The organism is Brevundimonas sp. (genome assembly GCF_041648615.1).
GTDB lineage: Bacteria > Pseudomonadota > Alphaproteobacteria > Caulobacterales > Caulobacteraceae > Brevundimonas.
On record NZ_JBAZOS010000051.1, the window covers coordinates 1 to 12,595 of the forward strand.

The window sequence follows — 12,595 nt, forward strand, 5'->3', positions numbered from 1 at the left end:
CTAGGGTCCGGACTCATTTGGCCCAGTAGCAGACGGTTGCGGCGATGAGCACGCCGGAGAGGTAGTTTGCGGCGAGCTTGTCGTAGCGGGTGGCGACGCGGCGATAGTCCTTGAGCCGGGCCCAGAGACGCTCGACGGTGTTGCGCTGGCGGTAGGCGACGACGTCGTAGGGGATGGGCCGCTTTCGCGATGTGGTGGTCGGGATGACGGCCTCGGCGCTGCGTTCGGCCAATCGCTTCCGGAGGTGATCGGCGTCATAGCCGCGATCGGCGAGCAGCTTGCGGAACGGTCCGGCGGCCTCGATCAGGGCGTGGGCCATGGTGATGTCGTTGGTGTTGCCGGCGCTGAGCAACAGCACACGCGGACGACCGTGATCGTCCACGAGGCCGTGGATCTTGGTCGTCCGACCGCCTCGGGACCGGCCTATGCTCTGGACGAAGGCCCCCCTTTAGCGCCCGCCGCCGAGCGGTGGGCCTTGACCGAGGTGCTGTCGATGGCGGCGCTCGAGTAGATGCCGCTGTGGCCGGTCAGGGCCTTGAAGATGTCGTGCCAGATACCCTGGCGGCTCCAGCGGTTGAACCGGTTGTAGACTGTCGTGTACGGCCCGTACTCGGCGGGGCAGTCGCGCCAGCGCGCACCCGATTGAAGCATATGGATAATCCCGGAGATCACCCGGTGATCGTCAACCCGCCGCGCACCACGCCGACCGCGAGGCAGGTGGGGCTCGATCCGCGCCCACGCTTCATCGTCCAGCCAATAGAGCTTCCGCATTCAAAGACTCCTTCCAGAATCCTTGAATCAGAACACCTGCCGCCGAGCCAGGACTTATTGAGTACGGACCCTAGGCCAGGAAGCGGGCCTTGATGTCGATGCTGGATTTCTCGCCGACATGGTCGATGCAGTGCTCCAGCCACTCGCCCGCCGCCTCGCGTCCGCGCGTCTTCAGGTCGTTGAGGAAGGTCCATTCGGTATTGAATTTCGAGCTCAGCGACAGGGCGCCCAGCCACGGGCCCGGCTCGACGGCGTGCAGCATCAGGCGCCGGTAGCGGTTCTCGCCGGTCCGCTTCATCCGCCCGTCCTCGATCATGTCCTGGATGAGGGCGATGGCTCTCAGTTCGGCGACGAGGGGCGCGTTGAAGACGATCTCGTTCAGCCGGTCCATGATGTCCCCGGCCACGCGCGGCGTTTCCTCGCGCACGAACGGATTGAGCGGCAGCAACAGGATGTCGTCGGGGGTGTCGGTATGGAGAAGCGGCCACAGGGCGGGATTGGCCAGATAGCCGCCGTCCCAATAGGGCTCGCCGTCGATCTCGACCGCCTGGAACAGATGCGGCAGGCAGGCCGAGGCCAGCAGGACCTGATCGGTGATCTCCGGGTTCTCGAACAGGCGCGCCCGGCCTTGTTTCACCGCGGTGGCGGCCACGAACAGCTTGATCGGCGAGGCGCGCACGGCCTCGAAATCGATCGCATTGTCCAGAACGCGTTTGAGAGGATTGAGATTGAACGGATTGAATTGATACGGACTCATCGACATGGCCGCCGTCTCGGCCGACCGCCACAGGCTGCTGTCCTTCAGCCAGCCCGGCGTCATGGCGGCGCTCCAGATCGAGGAGTCGCCGAAGACGTTGCGCCCGCCCGACCGGTTCACCTCGCGCCACAGAAGGTCGAGCTGACTCCGGCCGCCCTCGGCCCCGCCGGTTTCCAGGCCGCTGATCAGGGCCGCGGCGTTCATGGCCCCGGCGGACGAGGCGGTGACCGCGCGGATGTCGAGCCGGTCGTCCTCCAGCAGACGGTCCAGCACGCCCCACTGGAACGCGCCATGCGAGCCTCCGCCCTGCAGGGCCAGGCTGATGGGATGACGTTTCGGGGTGGCCGGCTTTCGCTTCAACACCCGTTCGCCTCCGTGCCTATTGGGCGGTCCAGCCGCCGTCGATGGAGAAGCTGGCCCCGTTGGCCGAGGCGCCGAGGTCGGACGCCAGATACAGCATCATCCCGGTCAGCTCGTCGGTGGTGACGAACCGCCTGGTCGGCTGCGAGCCCAGGATCACCTCCCTCAGCACCGCCTCCTTCGACATGCCGCGCGTGCGGGCCTGATCGGCGATCTGCTTCTCGACGATCGGCGTCTCGACGAAGCCGGGGCAGATGGCGTTGCAGGTGATGTTGTCCTGGGCGACCTCGAGCGCCACGGTCTTGGTGAAGCCGAGCACGCCGTGCTTGGCGGCGACATAGGCCGACTTGAACGGGCTGGCGACCAGGCCGTGGGCCGAGGCGATGTTGATGATCCGGCCGCGACCCTGGGCCTTCATGATCGGGATGGCCGCGCGGGTGGCGTAGAAGACCGAAGACAGGTTGATGGCGATGATCTGTTCCCACTTGTCGGACGGGAATTTCTCCACCGCCTCGACATGCTGGACGCCGGCGTTGTTGATCAGGATGTCCAGCCGGCCCAGCTGGTGCTTGCCGTAGGCGACCATGTCGGCGACCTCGTCGCCGCGCAGCATGTTGGCGGCGTGATAGCGGACCCGCACGCCGCAACTGGCTTCCAGTTCGGCCCGGGTGCGTTCGATCTCGGACGGGTCGCCCAGACCGTTCAGGACCACGTCGCCGCCGCGCGAGGCGATGGCGCGGGCGAAAGCCAGGCCGATGCCGGAGGTCGAGCCCGAAATCACGGCCACCTGACCCTTCAGGTCGCCGATGTCGCGGAAAGGTTCGCGCGCCGTCTCGGAGCCGTCACCGCGCTTGGGCCATTGGAACATGAGGTCTCTCGTCCGTCCGTCAGTCTCGCCAGCCTAGCCGTTCGCGTTTGCGAAGGCGACAGCCGGGTTTAATTTCCCGATCTGGTGAATATCCAGTCTGTGTCGCTCGAGGCCGCCTTGTCAAAGCGATAACCGTCGCGGTCGAACGCCTTCAGGTCCTGGGCCTTCCCGATACGCTCGTCGATGGCGAAGCGGGCCATGCCGCCCCGGGCCTTCTTGGCGAAGAAGGAGATGATGCGGCTTTCGCCATCCTTCGATTCGCGGAAATGCGGCGTCACCACCGGCAGCTTCAGCGCCCGGGCGTCGACCGCGCCGAAATATTCCTGACTGGCCAGATTGATCAGGGTCGGGTCCGACTGTCCCTCGGCGTCGGCGTTCAGCTGTTTCGACAGCCGGTCGCCCCAGAAGTCATAGAGGCTGGACCCGCGCCGGGTCTTCAGCCGCGTGCCCATCTCCAGACGATAGGGCTGGATCCGGTCCAGCGGCCGCAACAGGCCGTAGAAGCCCGACAGGATGCGCAGGTGATCCTGCGCCCAGGCCAGCGAAGCCTGGTCCAGCTCGCGCGCCTTCAGACCCTCATAGACGTCGCCCGCGAAGGCGAAGGCGGCCTGGACGCCGTCGGTCGAGGCGGGGTCGAAGGCCTGGAAACGCTCGCGGTTCAGCCGGGCCAGGTCGTCGGAAATGTTCATCAGCCGGCGCAGCTCGGCCACCGTCCGCGCCCGCGCCGTCCTGGACAGGTTGGCGGTATCGTCCTGGAAACGCCGCTCCGAGGCGGGCAGCTCGGGGTCGGCTTCGGTGAAATCCAGCCGCTTGGCCGGTGACAGAACAATCAACAAGACGGCGCTCCGGCGGTGTGGCGTGCAGATAGGCCGGTTCGATGACGAATTGAACCGGGCTCCGGCGCCGTGATCAGACCGCCTGTGGGTAGAGCGCCGCCAGAACCCGCGGCAGCCGCTCGGGCAAATCCTCTGCGATCAGTCCGGGGCCGAACCCGCGCGCCGCCTCGGCATGCATCCAGACCGCCGCCCGGGCCGCGTCGAAACTGTCCATCCTCTGCGCCATCAGGCCGCCGATCATGCCGGCCAGCACGTCGCCCGTCCCCGCCGTCGCCAGCCATGGGACGCCGTTGCCGTTCACGGCCAGCCGCCCGTCGGGCGCGGCGATGACGGTCGCCGGTCCCTTGAGCACGACCACGGCGCCGGCCTGTTGCGCCGCCTCGCGCGCGGCGGCCTCCCGGCCCCTGTCGAGCAGGCCGGGGAACAGGCGTTTGAACTCGCCCTCGTGCGGGGTCAGCACGTCGTCGCGGTCCAGAACGGCGAACAGATCGCCGGGCCAGGTCTCGAACACGGTCAGGCCGTCGGCGTCGACGACCAGGGCCGCGCCCGATCCGGCCAGGGCCCGGACATGGGCCCGGGTGGCGTCGTTCACCCCGGCGGCGGGACCGATGACCACGGCGTCCATGCCTTCCACCGCCTCGATCAAGGCCTCCTCCGAACGGAACGGCGTCAGCATGACGGCTTCGATGGCGGAGGCGATGACCGCGGTCGCGTCCGGCGGGCACAGGATCCGCACCACTCCGGCGCCGATGCGCAGACCGGCCCGCGCCGCCAGTCGGGCCGCCCCCGTCTGACTGGCCTTGCCCGAGACGACGCCCAGCCGTCCGCGCGCGTGTTTGTGGGCGTCCGCCGCCGGCCAGGGCAGGGAGAGGCGCCAGTCGGGCAGGGGGGGCTCCGTCATCGCGCCAGTCCTCCGTTCACGGATGGCGACGGGGCGCGAAAAACGCTTGCCTTATTGTGCAATGCAATGTCCCTTTACCTCCCGTGCGCGCGGCATAATAACGCCCGCTGGGATCGCCAATGAAAAAGATCGAAGCCGTCATCAAGCCGTTCAAGCTGGATGAAGTGAAGGAAGCGCTGCAAGACGCAGGCGTGCAAGGCATGACCGTGCTGGAGGCCAAGGGATATGGCCGCCAGAAGGGCCATTCCGAGCTGTACCGCGGCGCCGAATACGTCATCGACTTCCTGCCCAAGATCAAGATCGAGGTGGTGGTGTCCGACGACATGGTCAACTCCGTGGTGGACGCGATCCAGGCCGCCGCCCGCACCGGCAAGATCGGCGACGGCAAGATCTTCATCACCGACGTTCTCGACGTCATCCGTATTCGCACCGGCGAGACGGGCGCCCAGGCCGTCTGATTTCCGTCGGTCGCCTTCCGGGGCGGCCATTTTGATAACCTCCCCGAGCCACAGGACGTCGAACACCATGAGCGCCAGCAAGATCCTCAAGGAGATCAAGGAGAAGGACGTCAAATACGTCGACCTCCGGTTCACCGACACCAAGGGGCGGATGCAGCACGTCACCTTCGACATCGACCTGGTCGATGAGGAATTCCTCGAGGAAGGGACGATGTTCGACGGCTCGTCCATCGCCGGCTGGAAGGCGATCAACGAGTCCGACATGCTGCTGAAGCCGGACCTGAACGGCTTCTGGATCGATCCGTTCTACCAGCAGACCACGATGTTCCTGTTCTGCGACGTGCTGAACCCCGACACGGGCGAACCCTACAACCGCGACAGCCGCTCGATGGCCAAGAAGGCCCTGGCCTATGTCCAGTCCTCGGGCGTGGGCGACACCGTCTTCTTCGGCCCGGAAGCCGAGTTCTTCATCTTCGACGACGTGCGCTGGAGCACGGCGCCGCATGACACCGGCTACAGCTATGACTCGATCGAGCTGCCGACCAACACCGGCGCCGAATATTCGGAAGGCAACATGGGTCACCGCCCGGGGCCCAAGGGCGGCTATTTCCCGGTCAATCCGGTCGACAGCGCCCAGGACCTGCGCGGCGAGATGCTCGGCGTCATGCGCGACCTGGGCATGCAGCCCGAGAAACACCACCACGAGGTCGCCCCGGCCCAGCACGAACTGGGCCTGAAGTTCAGCGACCTGCTGACCATGGCCGACCGCCTGCAGCTCTACAAATACGTCATCCACAACGTCGCCGCCGCCTACGGCAAGTCGGCCACCTTCATGGCCAAGCCGACCTTCGGCGACAACGGCTCGGGCATGCATGTGCACCAGTCGATCTGGCGCGACGGCAAGCCCCTGTTCGCGGGCGACAAATACGCCGGCCTGTCGGACCTCTGTCTCTGGTACATCGGCGGCATCATCAAGCACGCCAAGGCCATCAACGCCTTCGCCAACTCGACGACCAACTCCTACAAGCGGCTGGTCCCCGGTTACGAAGCGCCGGTCAAGCTGGCCTATTCGTCGCGCAACCGCTCGGCCTCGATCCGCATTCCGTTCGTCAACTCGCCCAAGGCCAAGCGCATCGAAGCCCGCTTCCCGGATCCGATGGGCAACCCCTATCTGACCTTCGTCGCCCTGCTGATGGCCGGCCTCGACGGCATCGAGAACCGGATCGATCCGGGCGCGCCGGCCGACAAGAACCTGTACGACCTGCCGCCGGAAGAGCGGGGCAACATCCCCGAGGTCTGCGGCAGCCTGAAAGAGGCCCTCGACAACCTCGACAAGGATCGCGCCTTCCTCAAGAAGGGCGGCGTCATGGATGACGACTTCATTGACAGCTACATCGAGCTGAAGATGGAAGAGGTGATGCGTCTGCAACTGCACCCGCACCCCGTCGAATTCGACATGTACTACAGCTGCTGATCGGCGGCTGAAGCCGGACGATCAAAGGGCGCCGGAGGCATCTCCGGCGCCCTTTTTCGTGGCTGGTCTGCGGACCCTAGTTGCGGCGGGTCGTCTCGACCTCGATGCCGTTCTCGCCGGCGCGGACGGTCGTGCTGTCGGCGGGACGGTCGTCGCTGCGTTCGATGATGACGGTGGGCGGGCTGGCGGGCGCGGGAACGGCGACCTCGCGGGTCTCGATGATGGTCCGGGTCTCGGGCGCGGGCGCGGGTGCGGCCGGCGCGGGCTCCTGTTGCGTGCAGGCCGCGGCGGCGACTGTCAGCGTGGCGAGGGCGGCGAAGCGGAAGGCTGTCATGGACCGGTCTCCTGATGGACGGTCCAGTGCAAACACCGGCGCCCGGCGCCGGTTCCGGTCAAGCTGGCTAGTGCAGGCTGACCGCCACGGGCTCCCAGGCCTGGACGGGCTGGATCGCGGCCGGGAAGCTGATGCGGACGCCGCAGCCCGTCGCGCCCCGCGTGATCAGCAGACGACCGCCCAACTGTTCCGAAACCGCCTCGAACAGGGGGATGTCGCGCGGCGGTCCGATATCGCCCCCGCCCGCGGCCACGAGGCTGAGCGTCCGCTGGTCGCCGTCGTCGGCCAGGATGACCGCAAGGCTGGCGGCCGGGGAACAGCTCTTCAACGTGGTCAGATAGTCCAGCAGCACCAGGCCGAGCGCCGTTGCATGCTCCAGCGGCACGTCCAGGTCGCCGCCGGCGATCCGCACCCGGTCCGTCGCCAGACCGCCCCGCGCCGCCGAGGCCTCGACGAGCTTGCGGGCGAAGGCGTCAAACGGAATGCGGCTGTCGGGCTTGCCGGTGAACTCGCGGTGGGCCCGGGAGATCAGCAGGGTGCGCGAGGCGGCGTTGGTCAGCACCCGCGAGACCATCGGATCGGCCTCCTCACGCGCCCGAAGCTGCAGGATGGCCGAGATCAGCTGCAGGTGGTCGGTCGTCCGCTGGGCATGCTCGCGGAACAGTTCGGCCTGGCCGGTGGCGAGGGCCTCGACGCGGGCGTGGGTGGAGGCCAGAAGATCGAACCGGGCCCGGATCGTGCTCAGGATGTGGATCAGCAGCGCCGACGACAGCAGGAAGAAGCTCAGCGCCACCAGACCGCGTCCGTCCATGTTCCAGTGCAGGGGCGCGGGGCCCAGGAAGGCGTAGACGATCGCCGTCGACAGGCCGGCGGCCATCAACGCGGGCCGGGCCCCCAGCCAGTAGGCGGCGAGGATCACCGCGGGATAGAAGCAGGTGTAGCCGTAGCCGTTGCCCATGGCCGACGACAGCAGCAGCCGGACCGCCAGCGCCAGCATCACCAGTACGGCGGCGGCCCAGTAGCCCGCGCCGGGAATATCCTGCGCCCGGGCCAGCAGGGCGGCGGGACGGGGCGTCAGCGAAAAGGCCGGCGAATCCATGACTAACTTCCCCCGCGGGCGATCAGGCCGCGGCGTCCGCGGTCTTGCGACGCATTTCGATCAGACGCACGCACCAGATGGAGATTTCATACAACAGCACCATCGGCACGGCGAGCATCAGCTGGCTGATCGGATCGGGCGGCGTCACCACGGCGGCGACCACGACCACGGCGACGATGGCGTACCGTCGCCCCCCGGCCATGAGCTTCGAGTTTATGATGCCGGCCAGACCCAGCAGCGTCATGATCACGGGCAGCTGGAAACACAGTCCGAACGCCAGGATCAGGGCCGTGGCCAGGCTCATGTATTCCGACACCTTGGGCAGCAGGGCGGCGGTGACGCCCTCGGCCACAATGCCCTGGTTGAGCGAGAACAGCATCACGATGGGCAGCATGACATAGTAGACCAGCGCCGCGCCGGCGATGAACAGGACCGGAGCCGCGATGAGGAACGGCAGGAAGGCCCCGCGCTCATTGCGATACAGGCCCGGCGCCACGAACCGGTACAGCTGAAAGGCCAGGATCGGGAAGGAGGCGATCACGGCGCCCAGCCCCGCCAGCTTCATCTTCACGAACAGGATTTCCAGCGGCGCCGTGTAGATCAGCTGCGCCGCCTGATGCTGGCCGCTGGCCAGCGGCTTCAGCCCGACCATGGTCGAGATCAGGTCCGGCACCGATACGTTGTGGCCGTGGGCGGCCTGCAGGGCGCTGGCCACCACATAGGGTTTGACCAGGAAGACATAGAGCGGGCTGGCGAAATAGAAGCAGACCAGGAAGGCGATGATGAAGGCGACGACGCAGATCAGCAGTCGTCCGCGCAGTTCGATCAGATGATCCATCAGCGGCGCGCGCGACGCCTCGATCTCGTCCTCGTCGCGATCGACGGCGCTCATGACGCGGGCGCCGTCTTGCGGGAGGTCCGGGGCTTCGCCGGCTTGGCGCCGGCGGAGGCTCTGGCCGTGGTCGGCGCGGGTTTCGCGGTCGTTCCGGCTGTGACGGGTTTGGACGTCTTCGCCTTCGCCTTGGGCCTGGTCGGCTTCTTCGCGGCGCCGGCGGCCGGCGCGGGGGGCGTCTCCAGCGGCGCCATGACCGGCGGGCTGTCGGGCCATTCGTCAGGGGCGGACAGCATCGGCGGGTCCAGTGGCTTGTTCAGGTCGGCGCGGATTTCACGGAACGCCGCATCGGCGTCGGCCCCCAGGGCGTGGACGCCCTGGTGGGTGCGCAGCGCCTCGACCTCCTTGCGCAGCTCGTCCAGTTCGGACTGGCGCGCCATCTCGTCGAAGCTGGAGCGGAATTCATTGGCCATGCCGCGCGCCTTGGCGACGACCTTGCCCAGCTTGCGCAGAAGCAGCGGCAGGCGCTCGGGCCCCACCACCAGCAGGGCCACGACCGCGATCACCAGATATTCGCCGCCCCCGATTCCGGGACCCAGGCCACCCATGCGTCAGGTCTCCGCCGTTTTCAGCGGCCTTACGACTTCAGGTCTTCTTTTTCGGCGTCCGTGCGGGGCAGGGCGCCGGCGCGCTCGTCACGCGGCTTGTCGTCGTCGGTGTCCTTGAGCCCGTCCTTGAACGCCTTCACGCCCTTGGCCGCATCGCCCATCATGGCCGACAGCTTGCCGCGGCCGCCGAACAGCAGAAGCACGATGACGGCGACGATGGCCCAGTGCCAGATGCTGAATGTACCCACGGAATACTCTCCTCAGTCAGGCCGGCCCGGCCCGGTCGAAATCTCTCGCCGCATATAGGCCGTTCAGTGGCGCGACGCCAAGCGATTGCCGCGTCAGGTCGCCGCGCTGTTGTCGCGGATCCAGGCGGCCAGGGCGTCAATGTCGATCTTGCCCTCGGCCACACCGTACATGGTGGCCGTGGCGTCCTCCTGGGTCGCCCTGAGACGGAGGCCGTTGCGGGCCAGGAATACGACCATGCCAACGAAGGCGGCGCGCTTGTTGCCGTCGATGAAGGGATGGTTCTTGGCGATGGCCACGGCGTAGGTCGCGCCCAGTACGGTGATGTCTCCCTGACCCTCGTAGCCATAGGCGTTCAATGGCCGGCTGAGCGCGGACAGGAGCAGGCCCTCGTCTCGCAATCCGGCCGCGCCGCCGGTCAGCGCGATGACTTCGTCATGAGCCTGCATCATCGCGGGCTGGTCCAGCCAGATCGGTTCGGCCATGACCTAGCGGGCGAGCGCGTCGAGCGTTTCGCGGTAATCGACCATGACCTGACGTGCGATGGCCAACTGGCGTTCCGTTTCGGACTCGCCGCTCACGATTTCGATAGCGCTCTCGTCGAGCTTCACCGTGTCACCGATCGTTCCGCCCAGTCTGGCCAGGTCGGCTTCGTTCAGCTCCATGACCGTTTTTCCGTCGAGCTGGGAAATCTTCAGGTGGATCATGACGTCTCTCCTGCCTACGAACATACGCCAAACCGGATTCGCCTCCAACCAATCGGAGGTAGGAGCGGCTGTCTGAAGGTTCGCCCGTGTCCCACGTCATCATCCACACCGACGGCGCCTGCAAGGGCAATCCGGGCCCCGGCGGCTGGGGCGCCGTTCTTCAGACCGGCGGCGGTCACGAGAAGGAGCTGTGGGGCGGCGAGCCGCTGACCACCAACAACCGCATGGAGCTGATGGCCGCGATCCGCGCCCTGGAGGCCCTGTCCCGGCCCTGCCGCGTCGATCTGCACACCGACAGCAAATACGTCATGACCGGCATCACCGAATGGATCCGGGGCTGGAAGGCGCGTGGCTGGAAGACGGCCGACAGGAAGCCGGTCAAGAACGAGGACCTGTGGCGACGTCTGGACGAGGCGCGGACCCGGCACGACGTCAAATGGCACTGGGTCAAGGGCCACGCCGGCCACGAACTGAACGAACGCGCCGACGGCCTGGCGAACCGCGGGATCGACGAGATGCGGCGCTAGCCGGTCACGACCTTCAGCAGGGCGCCCTCGGCCTGGATCACCGTCACATATGTGCCCACGGGCGGCGCGCCGGCGTTCAGTTCCGCCGCCCATTCCGCCCCGGAGACGAAGACCCGGCCCCGGCCGTTGACGAACGCTTCGACGACTCGCGCCTGCTGGCCCACCAGCCGGCTGTCGCGGGCGTTGATGTCCGGGCTGTCGCTGGGGTTCACGCGCTGGATCAACCGGCGTGACAGCAGGGTCATCGCGACCGTCAGCACTGCGAACAGGGCGACCTCGCCCACGAAGCTGAGCGGCAGGCCCAGGGCCGTGACCACGGCCACCATTCCCGCCGACACCGCCGGCCAGAGCAGCCATTCGGTCGAGAAGGCGGCCTCGACCGCCAGCAGGACCACGCCCAGGGCCAGCCAGATCCAGAACGGTTGGGCCGCATGCAGGTCAGTCAGGGCTTCCATGGATCAGGTCCTCGGTACGGACGGACGCGGCGGGCGAGGCGGGGAGGGCGGCGTGGCCCGGGGCGGAGGCGGCGGGGCGTCGCGGCGGACGTCGCTGCGGCCCTGCTGCTGTTCCTTCGCCAGGCCGACCAGTTCGCCCAGGCCGGCGATGGTGCCGACCAGGCCGGACATCTCCGCCGGGACGATGACCGTCTTGGCGGTCGGATTCCGCGCCAGTTCGGCGAAGGCCTCGACGTATTTCTGGGCGACGAAGTAGTTGATGGCGTTGACGTCGCCGGCCGCGATGGCCTGGGACACCATGGCCGTCGCCTTGGCCTCGGCCTCGGCTTCGCGTTCGCGGGCCTCGGCGTCGCGGAAGGCGGCCTCGCGGCGGCCCTCGGCCTCGAGGATGGCGGCCTGTTTGGCGCCCTCGGCGCGGGCGATGGCGGCCTGCTTCTCGCCGTCGGCCTCGGTGATGACGGCGCGGCGCTCGCGCTCGGCCTTCATCTGGCGCGCCATGGCGTTGGTGATGTCGGCGGGCGGGGTCAGGTCCTTGATCTCGATCCGGTTGACCTTGACGCCCCACGGCTCGGTGGCCGCGTCGATCACGGTCAGCAGCCGCGAGTTGATCGAGTCACGCTGGAACAGGACCTCGTCCAGCTCCATCGAGCCGACCACGGTGCGCAGATTGGTCGAGCACAGCTGGGTGATGGCGTAGGGCAGGTTCTCGATCCGGTAGGCGGCGGCCGAGGCCTCCATCACCTGGATGAAGACGATGGCGTCGACCTTCACCATGGCGTTGTCCTTGGTGATGACCTCCTGCTGGGGCACGTCCAGGACCTGCTCCATCATGTTCATGCGGCGCCCGACCCGCTCCACAAACGGCGTCAGCAGGCTGATGCCTGGCTTCAGGGTCTTGGTGTACTTGCCGAACCGTTCGATCGTGAATTCACGGCCTTGCGGCACGATCTTGACCACGCTGAACAGAAAGATGATCGCGAAACTCGCGAACACCGCAAAGAATAAGAACGAGAAATCCATAAGCCCCTCCGATTGAGGGTGAAGCTTATCGGTCCCCCCGCCCCCGCGCCACCGAATCCGGTTCACCGGCGATGACAAGGCCGTCAGATGGGCGTGCCGCCGCCATGGCGTGGGCCTCCCGGATGATCCGCCGCGTCTCCGACCAGTCCACCCGTCGCAGGGCCTCCTCGAACGGCACAAAGACCGCCTCAGCCGCGTCGTCGCCTGCTGTCGGCTCCCCGCTGACCCAGAGCGCGGCGTAGTCGATCAGGACGTAGTGCTTGCCCGCCTCGGGAAACAGACCGTCCACCACGTCGATCAGGCCGATCAGTTCGGCCTCGACCCCCGTCTCCTCGCGCAGTT

General features: G+C 67.2%; 18 protein-coding genes. 3 read left to right on the forward strand and 15 right to left on the reverse strand.

The window, feature by feature from the left end:
* Positions 1-13: 13 nt before the first annotated feature.
* From WC555_RS14195 to WC555_RS14215, 5 genes are all read right to left on the reverse strand, one after another.
* Positions 14-771 (reverse strand): IS5 family transposase gene (locus WC555_RS14195; RefSeq protein ID WP_373254575.1). Its coding sequence is split into 2 segments (ribosomal slippage): positions 14-438 and positions 438-771, totalling 759 coding nucleotides; the frame shifts between segments, so codons are not numbered across the junction.
* Between the two features lie 70 nt (positions 772-841).
* Positions 842-1,888 (reverse strand): patatin-like phospholipase family protein, encoded by a 1,047-nt coding sequence (locus WC555_RS14200; protein ID WP_373254578.1) that lies wholly within the window; start codon positions 1,886-1,888, stop codon positions 842-844.
* Positions 1,889-1,907: 19 nt separating this feature from the next.
* The gene (locus WC555_RS14205; protein ID WP_373254580.1) at positions 1,908-2,756 is read right to left on the reverse strand and encodes a 3-hydroxybutyrate dehydrogenase; all 849 of its coding nucleotides are present in this window, start codon (positions 2,754-2,756) and stop codon (positions 1,908-1,910) included.
* Positions 2,757-2,824: 68 nt separating this feature from the next.
* Positions 2,825-3,592 (reverse strand): peroxide stress protein YaaA, encoded by a 768-nt coding sequence (yaaA, locus tag WC555_RS14210; protein ID WP_373254583.1) that lies wholly within the window; start codon positions 3,590-3,592, stop codon positions 2,825-2,827.
* A 73-nt stretch (positions 3,593-3,665) separates the two neighbouring features.
* The gene (locus WC555_RS14215) at positions 3,666-4,493 is read right to left on the reverse strand and encodes an NAD(P)H-hydrate dehydratase (protein ID WP_373254586.1); all 828 of its coding nucleotides are present in this window, start codon (positions 4,491-4,493) and stop codon (positions 3,666-3,668) included.
* Between the two features lie 119 nt (positions 4,494-4,612).
* Between WC555_RS14215 and WC555_RS14220 the strand changes: the two genes are divergently transcribed.
* Both WC555_RS14220 and glnA read left to right on the forward strand, forming a co-directional pair.
* Positions 4,613-4,951, forward strand: a complete 339-nt coding sequence (locus WC555_RS14220; RefSeq protein ID WP_332660207.1) for a P-II family nitrogen regulator — start codon at positions 4,613-4,615, stop codon at positions 4,949-4,951.
* Between the two features lie 67 nt (positions 4,952-5,018).
* The gene (gene glnA, locus WC555_RS14225) at positions 5,019-6,425 is read left to right on the forward strand and encodes a type I glutamate--ammonia ligase (RefSeq protein WP_373254589.1); all 1,407 of its coding nucleotides are present in this window, start codon (positions 5,019-5,021) and stop codon (positions 6,423-6,425) included.
* 76 nt (positions 6,426-6,501) lie between these two features.
* Here glnA and WC555_RS14230 read toward each other — a convergent pair whose 3' ends face one another.
* The 7 genes from WC555_RS14230 to WC555_RS14260 all read right to left on the reverse strand — a co-directional run bounded on the left by WC555_RS14230 (position 6,502) and on the right by WC555_RS14260 (position 10,251).
* Complete coding sequence (locus tag WC555_RS14230; RefSeq protein WP_373254591.1) at positions 6,502-6,759, reverse strand: hypothetical protein; 258 nt, start codon at positions 6,757-6,759, stop codon at positions 6,502-6,504.
* Between the two features lie 67 nt (positions 6,760-6,826).
* Positions 6,827-7,858, reverse strand: a complete 1,032-nt coding sequence (locus tag WC555_RS14235; RefSeq protein WP_373254592.1) for a histidine kinase dimerization/phosphoacceptor domain -containing protein — start codon at positions 7,856-7,858, stop codon at positions 6,827-6,829.
* A gap of 22 nt (positions 7,859-7,880) precedes the next feature.
* Positions 7,881-8,750: a twin-arginine translocase subunit TatC gene (tatC, locus tag WC555_RS14240; protein ID WP_373254595.1), complete on the reverse strand. Its 870-nt coding sequence runs from the start codon at positions 8,748-8,750 to the stop codon at positions 7,881-7,883.
* Positions 8,747-9,298: a Sec-independent protein translocase protein TatB gene (gene tatB, locus WC555_RS14245; protein WP_373254596.1), complete on the reverse strand. Its 552-nt coding sequence runs from the start codon at positions 9,296-9,298 to the stop codon at positions 8,747-8,749. Before tatB ends, tatC begins: the two co-directional genes overlap by 4 nt.
* Positions 9,299-9,327: 29 nt before the next feature.
* The gene (locus tag WC555_RS14250; RefSeq protein ID WP_373254599.1) at positions 9,328-9,546 is read right to left on the reverse strand and encodes a twin-arginine translocase TatA/TatE family subunit; all 219 of its coding nucleotides are present in this window, start codon (positions 9,544-9,546) and stop codon (positions 9,328-9,330) included.
* A gap of 93 nt (positions 9,547-9,639) precedes the next feature.
* On the reverse strand, positions 9,640-10,029 hold the full coding sequence (locus WC555_RS14255) for a type II toxin-antitoxin system death-on-curing family toxin (protein WP_373254602.1): 390 nt from the start codon (positions 10,027-10,029) through the stop codon (positions 9,640-9,642).
* A gap of 3 nt (positions 10,030-10,032) precedes the next feature.
* The gene (locus WC555_RS14260) at positions 10,033-10,251 is read right to left on the reverse strand and encodes a hypothetical protein (protein WP_373254604.1); all 219 of its coding nucleotides are present in this window, start codon (positions 10,249-10,251) and stop codon (positions 10,033-10,035) included.
* A gap of 86 nt (positions 10,252-10,337) precedes the next feature.
* On the opposite strand from WC555_RS14260, the gene rnhA reads away from it, so the two are divergent.
* On the forward strand, positions 10,338-10,778 hold the full coding sequence (gene rnhA / locus WC555_RS14265) for a ribonuclease HI (RefSeq protein WP_373254606.1): 441 nt from the start codon (positions 10,338-10,340) through the stop codon (positions 10,776-10,778).
* Here the strand turns inward: rnhA and WC555_RS14270 are convergent.
* From WC555_RS14270 to WC555_RS14280, 3 genes are all read right to left on the reverse strand, one after another.
* A complete protein-coding gene (locus WC555_RS14270) occupies positions 10,775-11,233 on the reverse strand; it encodes an NfeD family protein (protein ID WP_373254609.1) in 459 nt (152 codons plus the stop codon). The two genes, rnhA and WC555_RS14270, sit on opposite strands and share 4 nt — an antisense overlap.
* A 3-nt stretch (positions 11,234-11,236) precedes the next feature.
* A complete protein-coding gene (locus WC555_RS14275) occupies positions 11,237-12,253 on the reverse strand; it encodes an SPFH domain-containing protein (RefSeq protein WP_373254612.1) in 1,017 nt (338 codons plus the stop codon).
* A gap of 25 nt (positions 12,254-12,278) precedes the next feature.
* Positions 12,279-12,595 (reverse strand): NUDIX domain-containing protein (locus tag WC555_RS14280; RefSeq protein ID WP_373254614.1); only part of this gene is annotated, 317 nt, incomplete at its 5' end.

What these genes read in the sequence shown, in the direction of transcription:
- WC555_RS14215 (WP_373254586.1), bottom strand. Translation starts at nt 4,493, where the DNA reads ATGACGGAGCCCCCCCTGCCCGACTGGCGCCTCTCCCTGCCCTGGCCG.
- WC555_RS14220 (WP_332660207.1), top strand. Translation starts at nt 4,613, where the DNA reads ATGAAAAAGATCGAAGCCGTCATCAAGCCGTTCAAGCTGGATGAAGTG.
- WC555_RS14255 (WP_373254602.1), bottom strand. Translation starts at nt 10,029, where the DNA reads ATGGCCGAACCGATCTGGCTGGACCAGCCCGCGATGATGCAGGCTCAT.
- tatB (WP_373254596.1), bottom strand. Translation starts at nt 9,298, where the DNA reads ATGGGTGGCCTGGGTCCCGGAATCGGGGGCGGCGAATATCTGGTGATC.
- WC555_RS14275 (WP_373254612.1), bottom strand. Translation starts at nt 12,253, where the DNA reads ATGGATTTCTCGTTCTTATTCTTTGCGGTGTTCGCGAGTTTCGCGATC.
- WC555_RS14230 (WP_373254591.1), bottom strand. Translation starts at nt 6,759, where the DNA reads ATGACAGCCTTCCGCTTCGCCGCCCTCGCCACGCTGACAGTCGCCGCC.
- WC555_RS14260 (WP_373254604.1), bottom strand. Translation starts at nt 10,251, where the DNA reads ATGATCCACCTGAAGATTTCCCAGCTCGACGGAAAAACGGTCATGGAG.
- WC555_RS14270 (WP_373254609.1), bottom strand. Translation starts at nt 11,233, where the DNA reads ATGGAAGCCCTGACTGACCTGCATGCGGCCCAACCGTTCTGGATCTGG.
- glnA (WP_373254589.1), top strand. Translation starts at nt 5,019, where the DNA reads ATGAGCGCCAGCAAGATCCTCAAGGAGATCAAGGAGAAGGACGTCAAA.
- WC555_RS14205 (WP_373254580.1), bottom strand. Translation starts at nt 2,756, where the DNA reads ATGTTCCAATGGCCCAAGCGCGGTGACGGCTCCGAGACGGCGCGCGAA.
- tatC (WP_373254595.1), bottom strand. Translation starts at nt 8,750, where the DNA reads ATGAGCGCCGTCGATCGCGACGAGGACGAGATCGAGGCGTCGCGCGCG.
- WC555_RS14235 (WP_373254592.1), bottom strand. Translation starts at nt 7,858, where the DNA reads ATGGATTCGCCGGCCTTTTCGCTGACGCCCCGTCCCGCCGCCCTGCTG.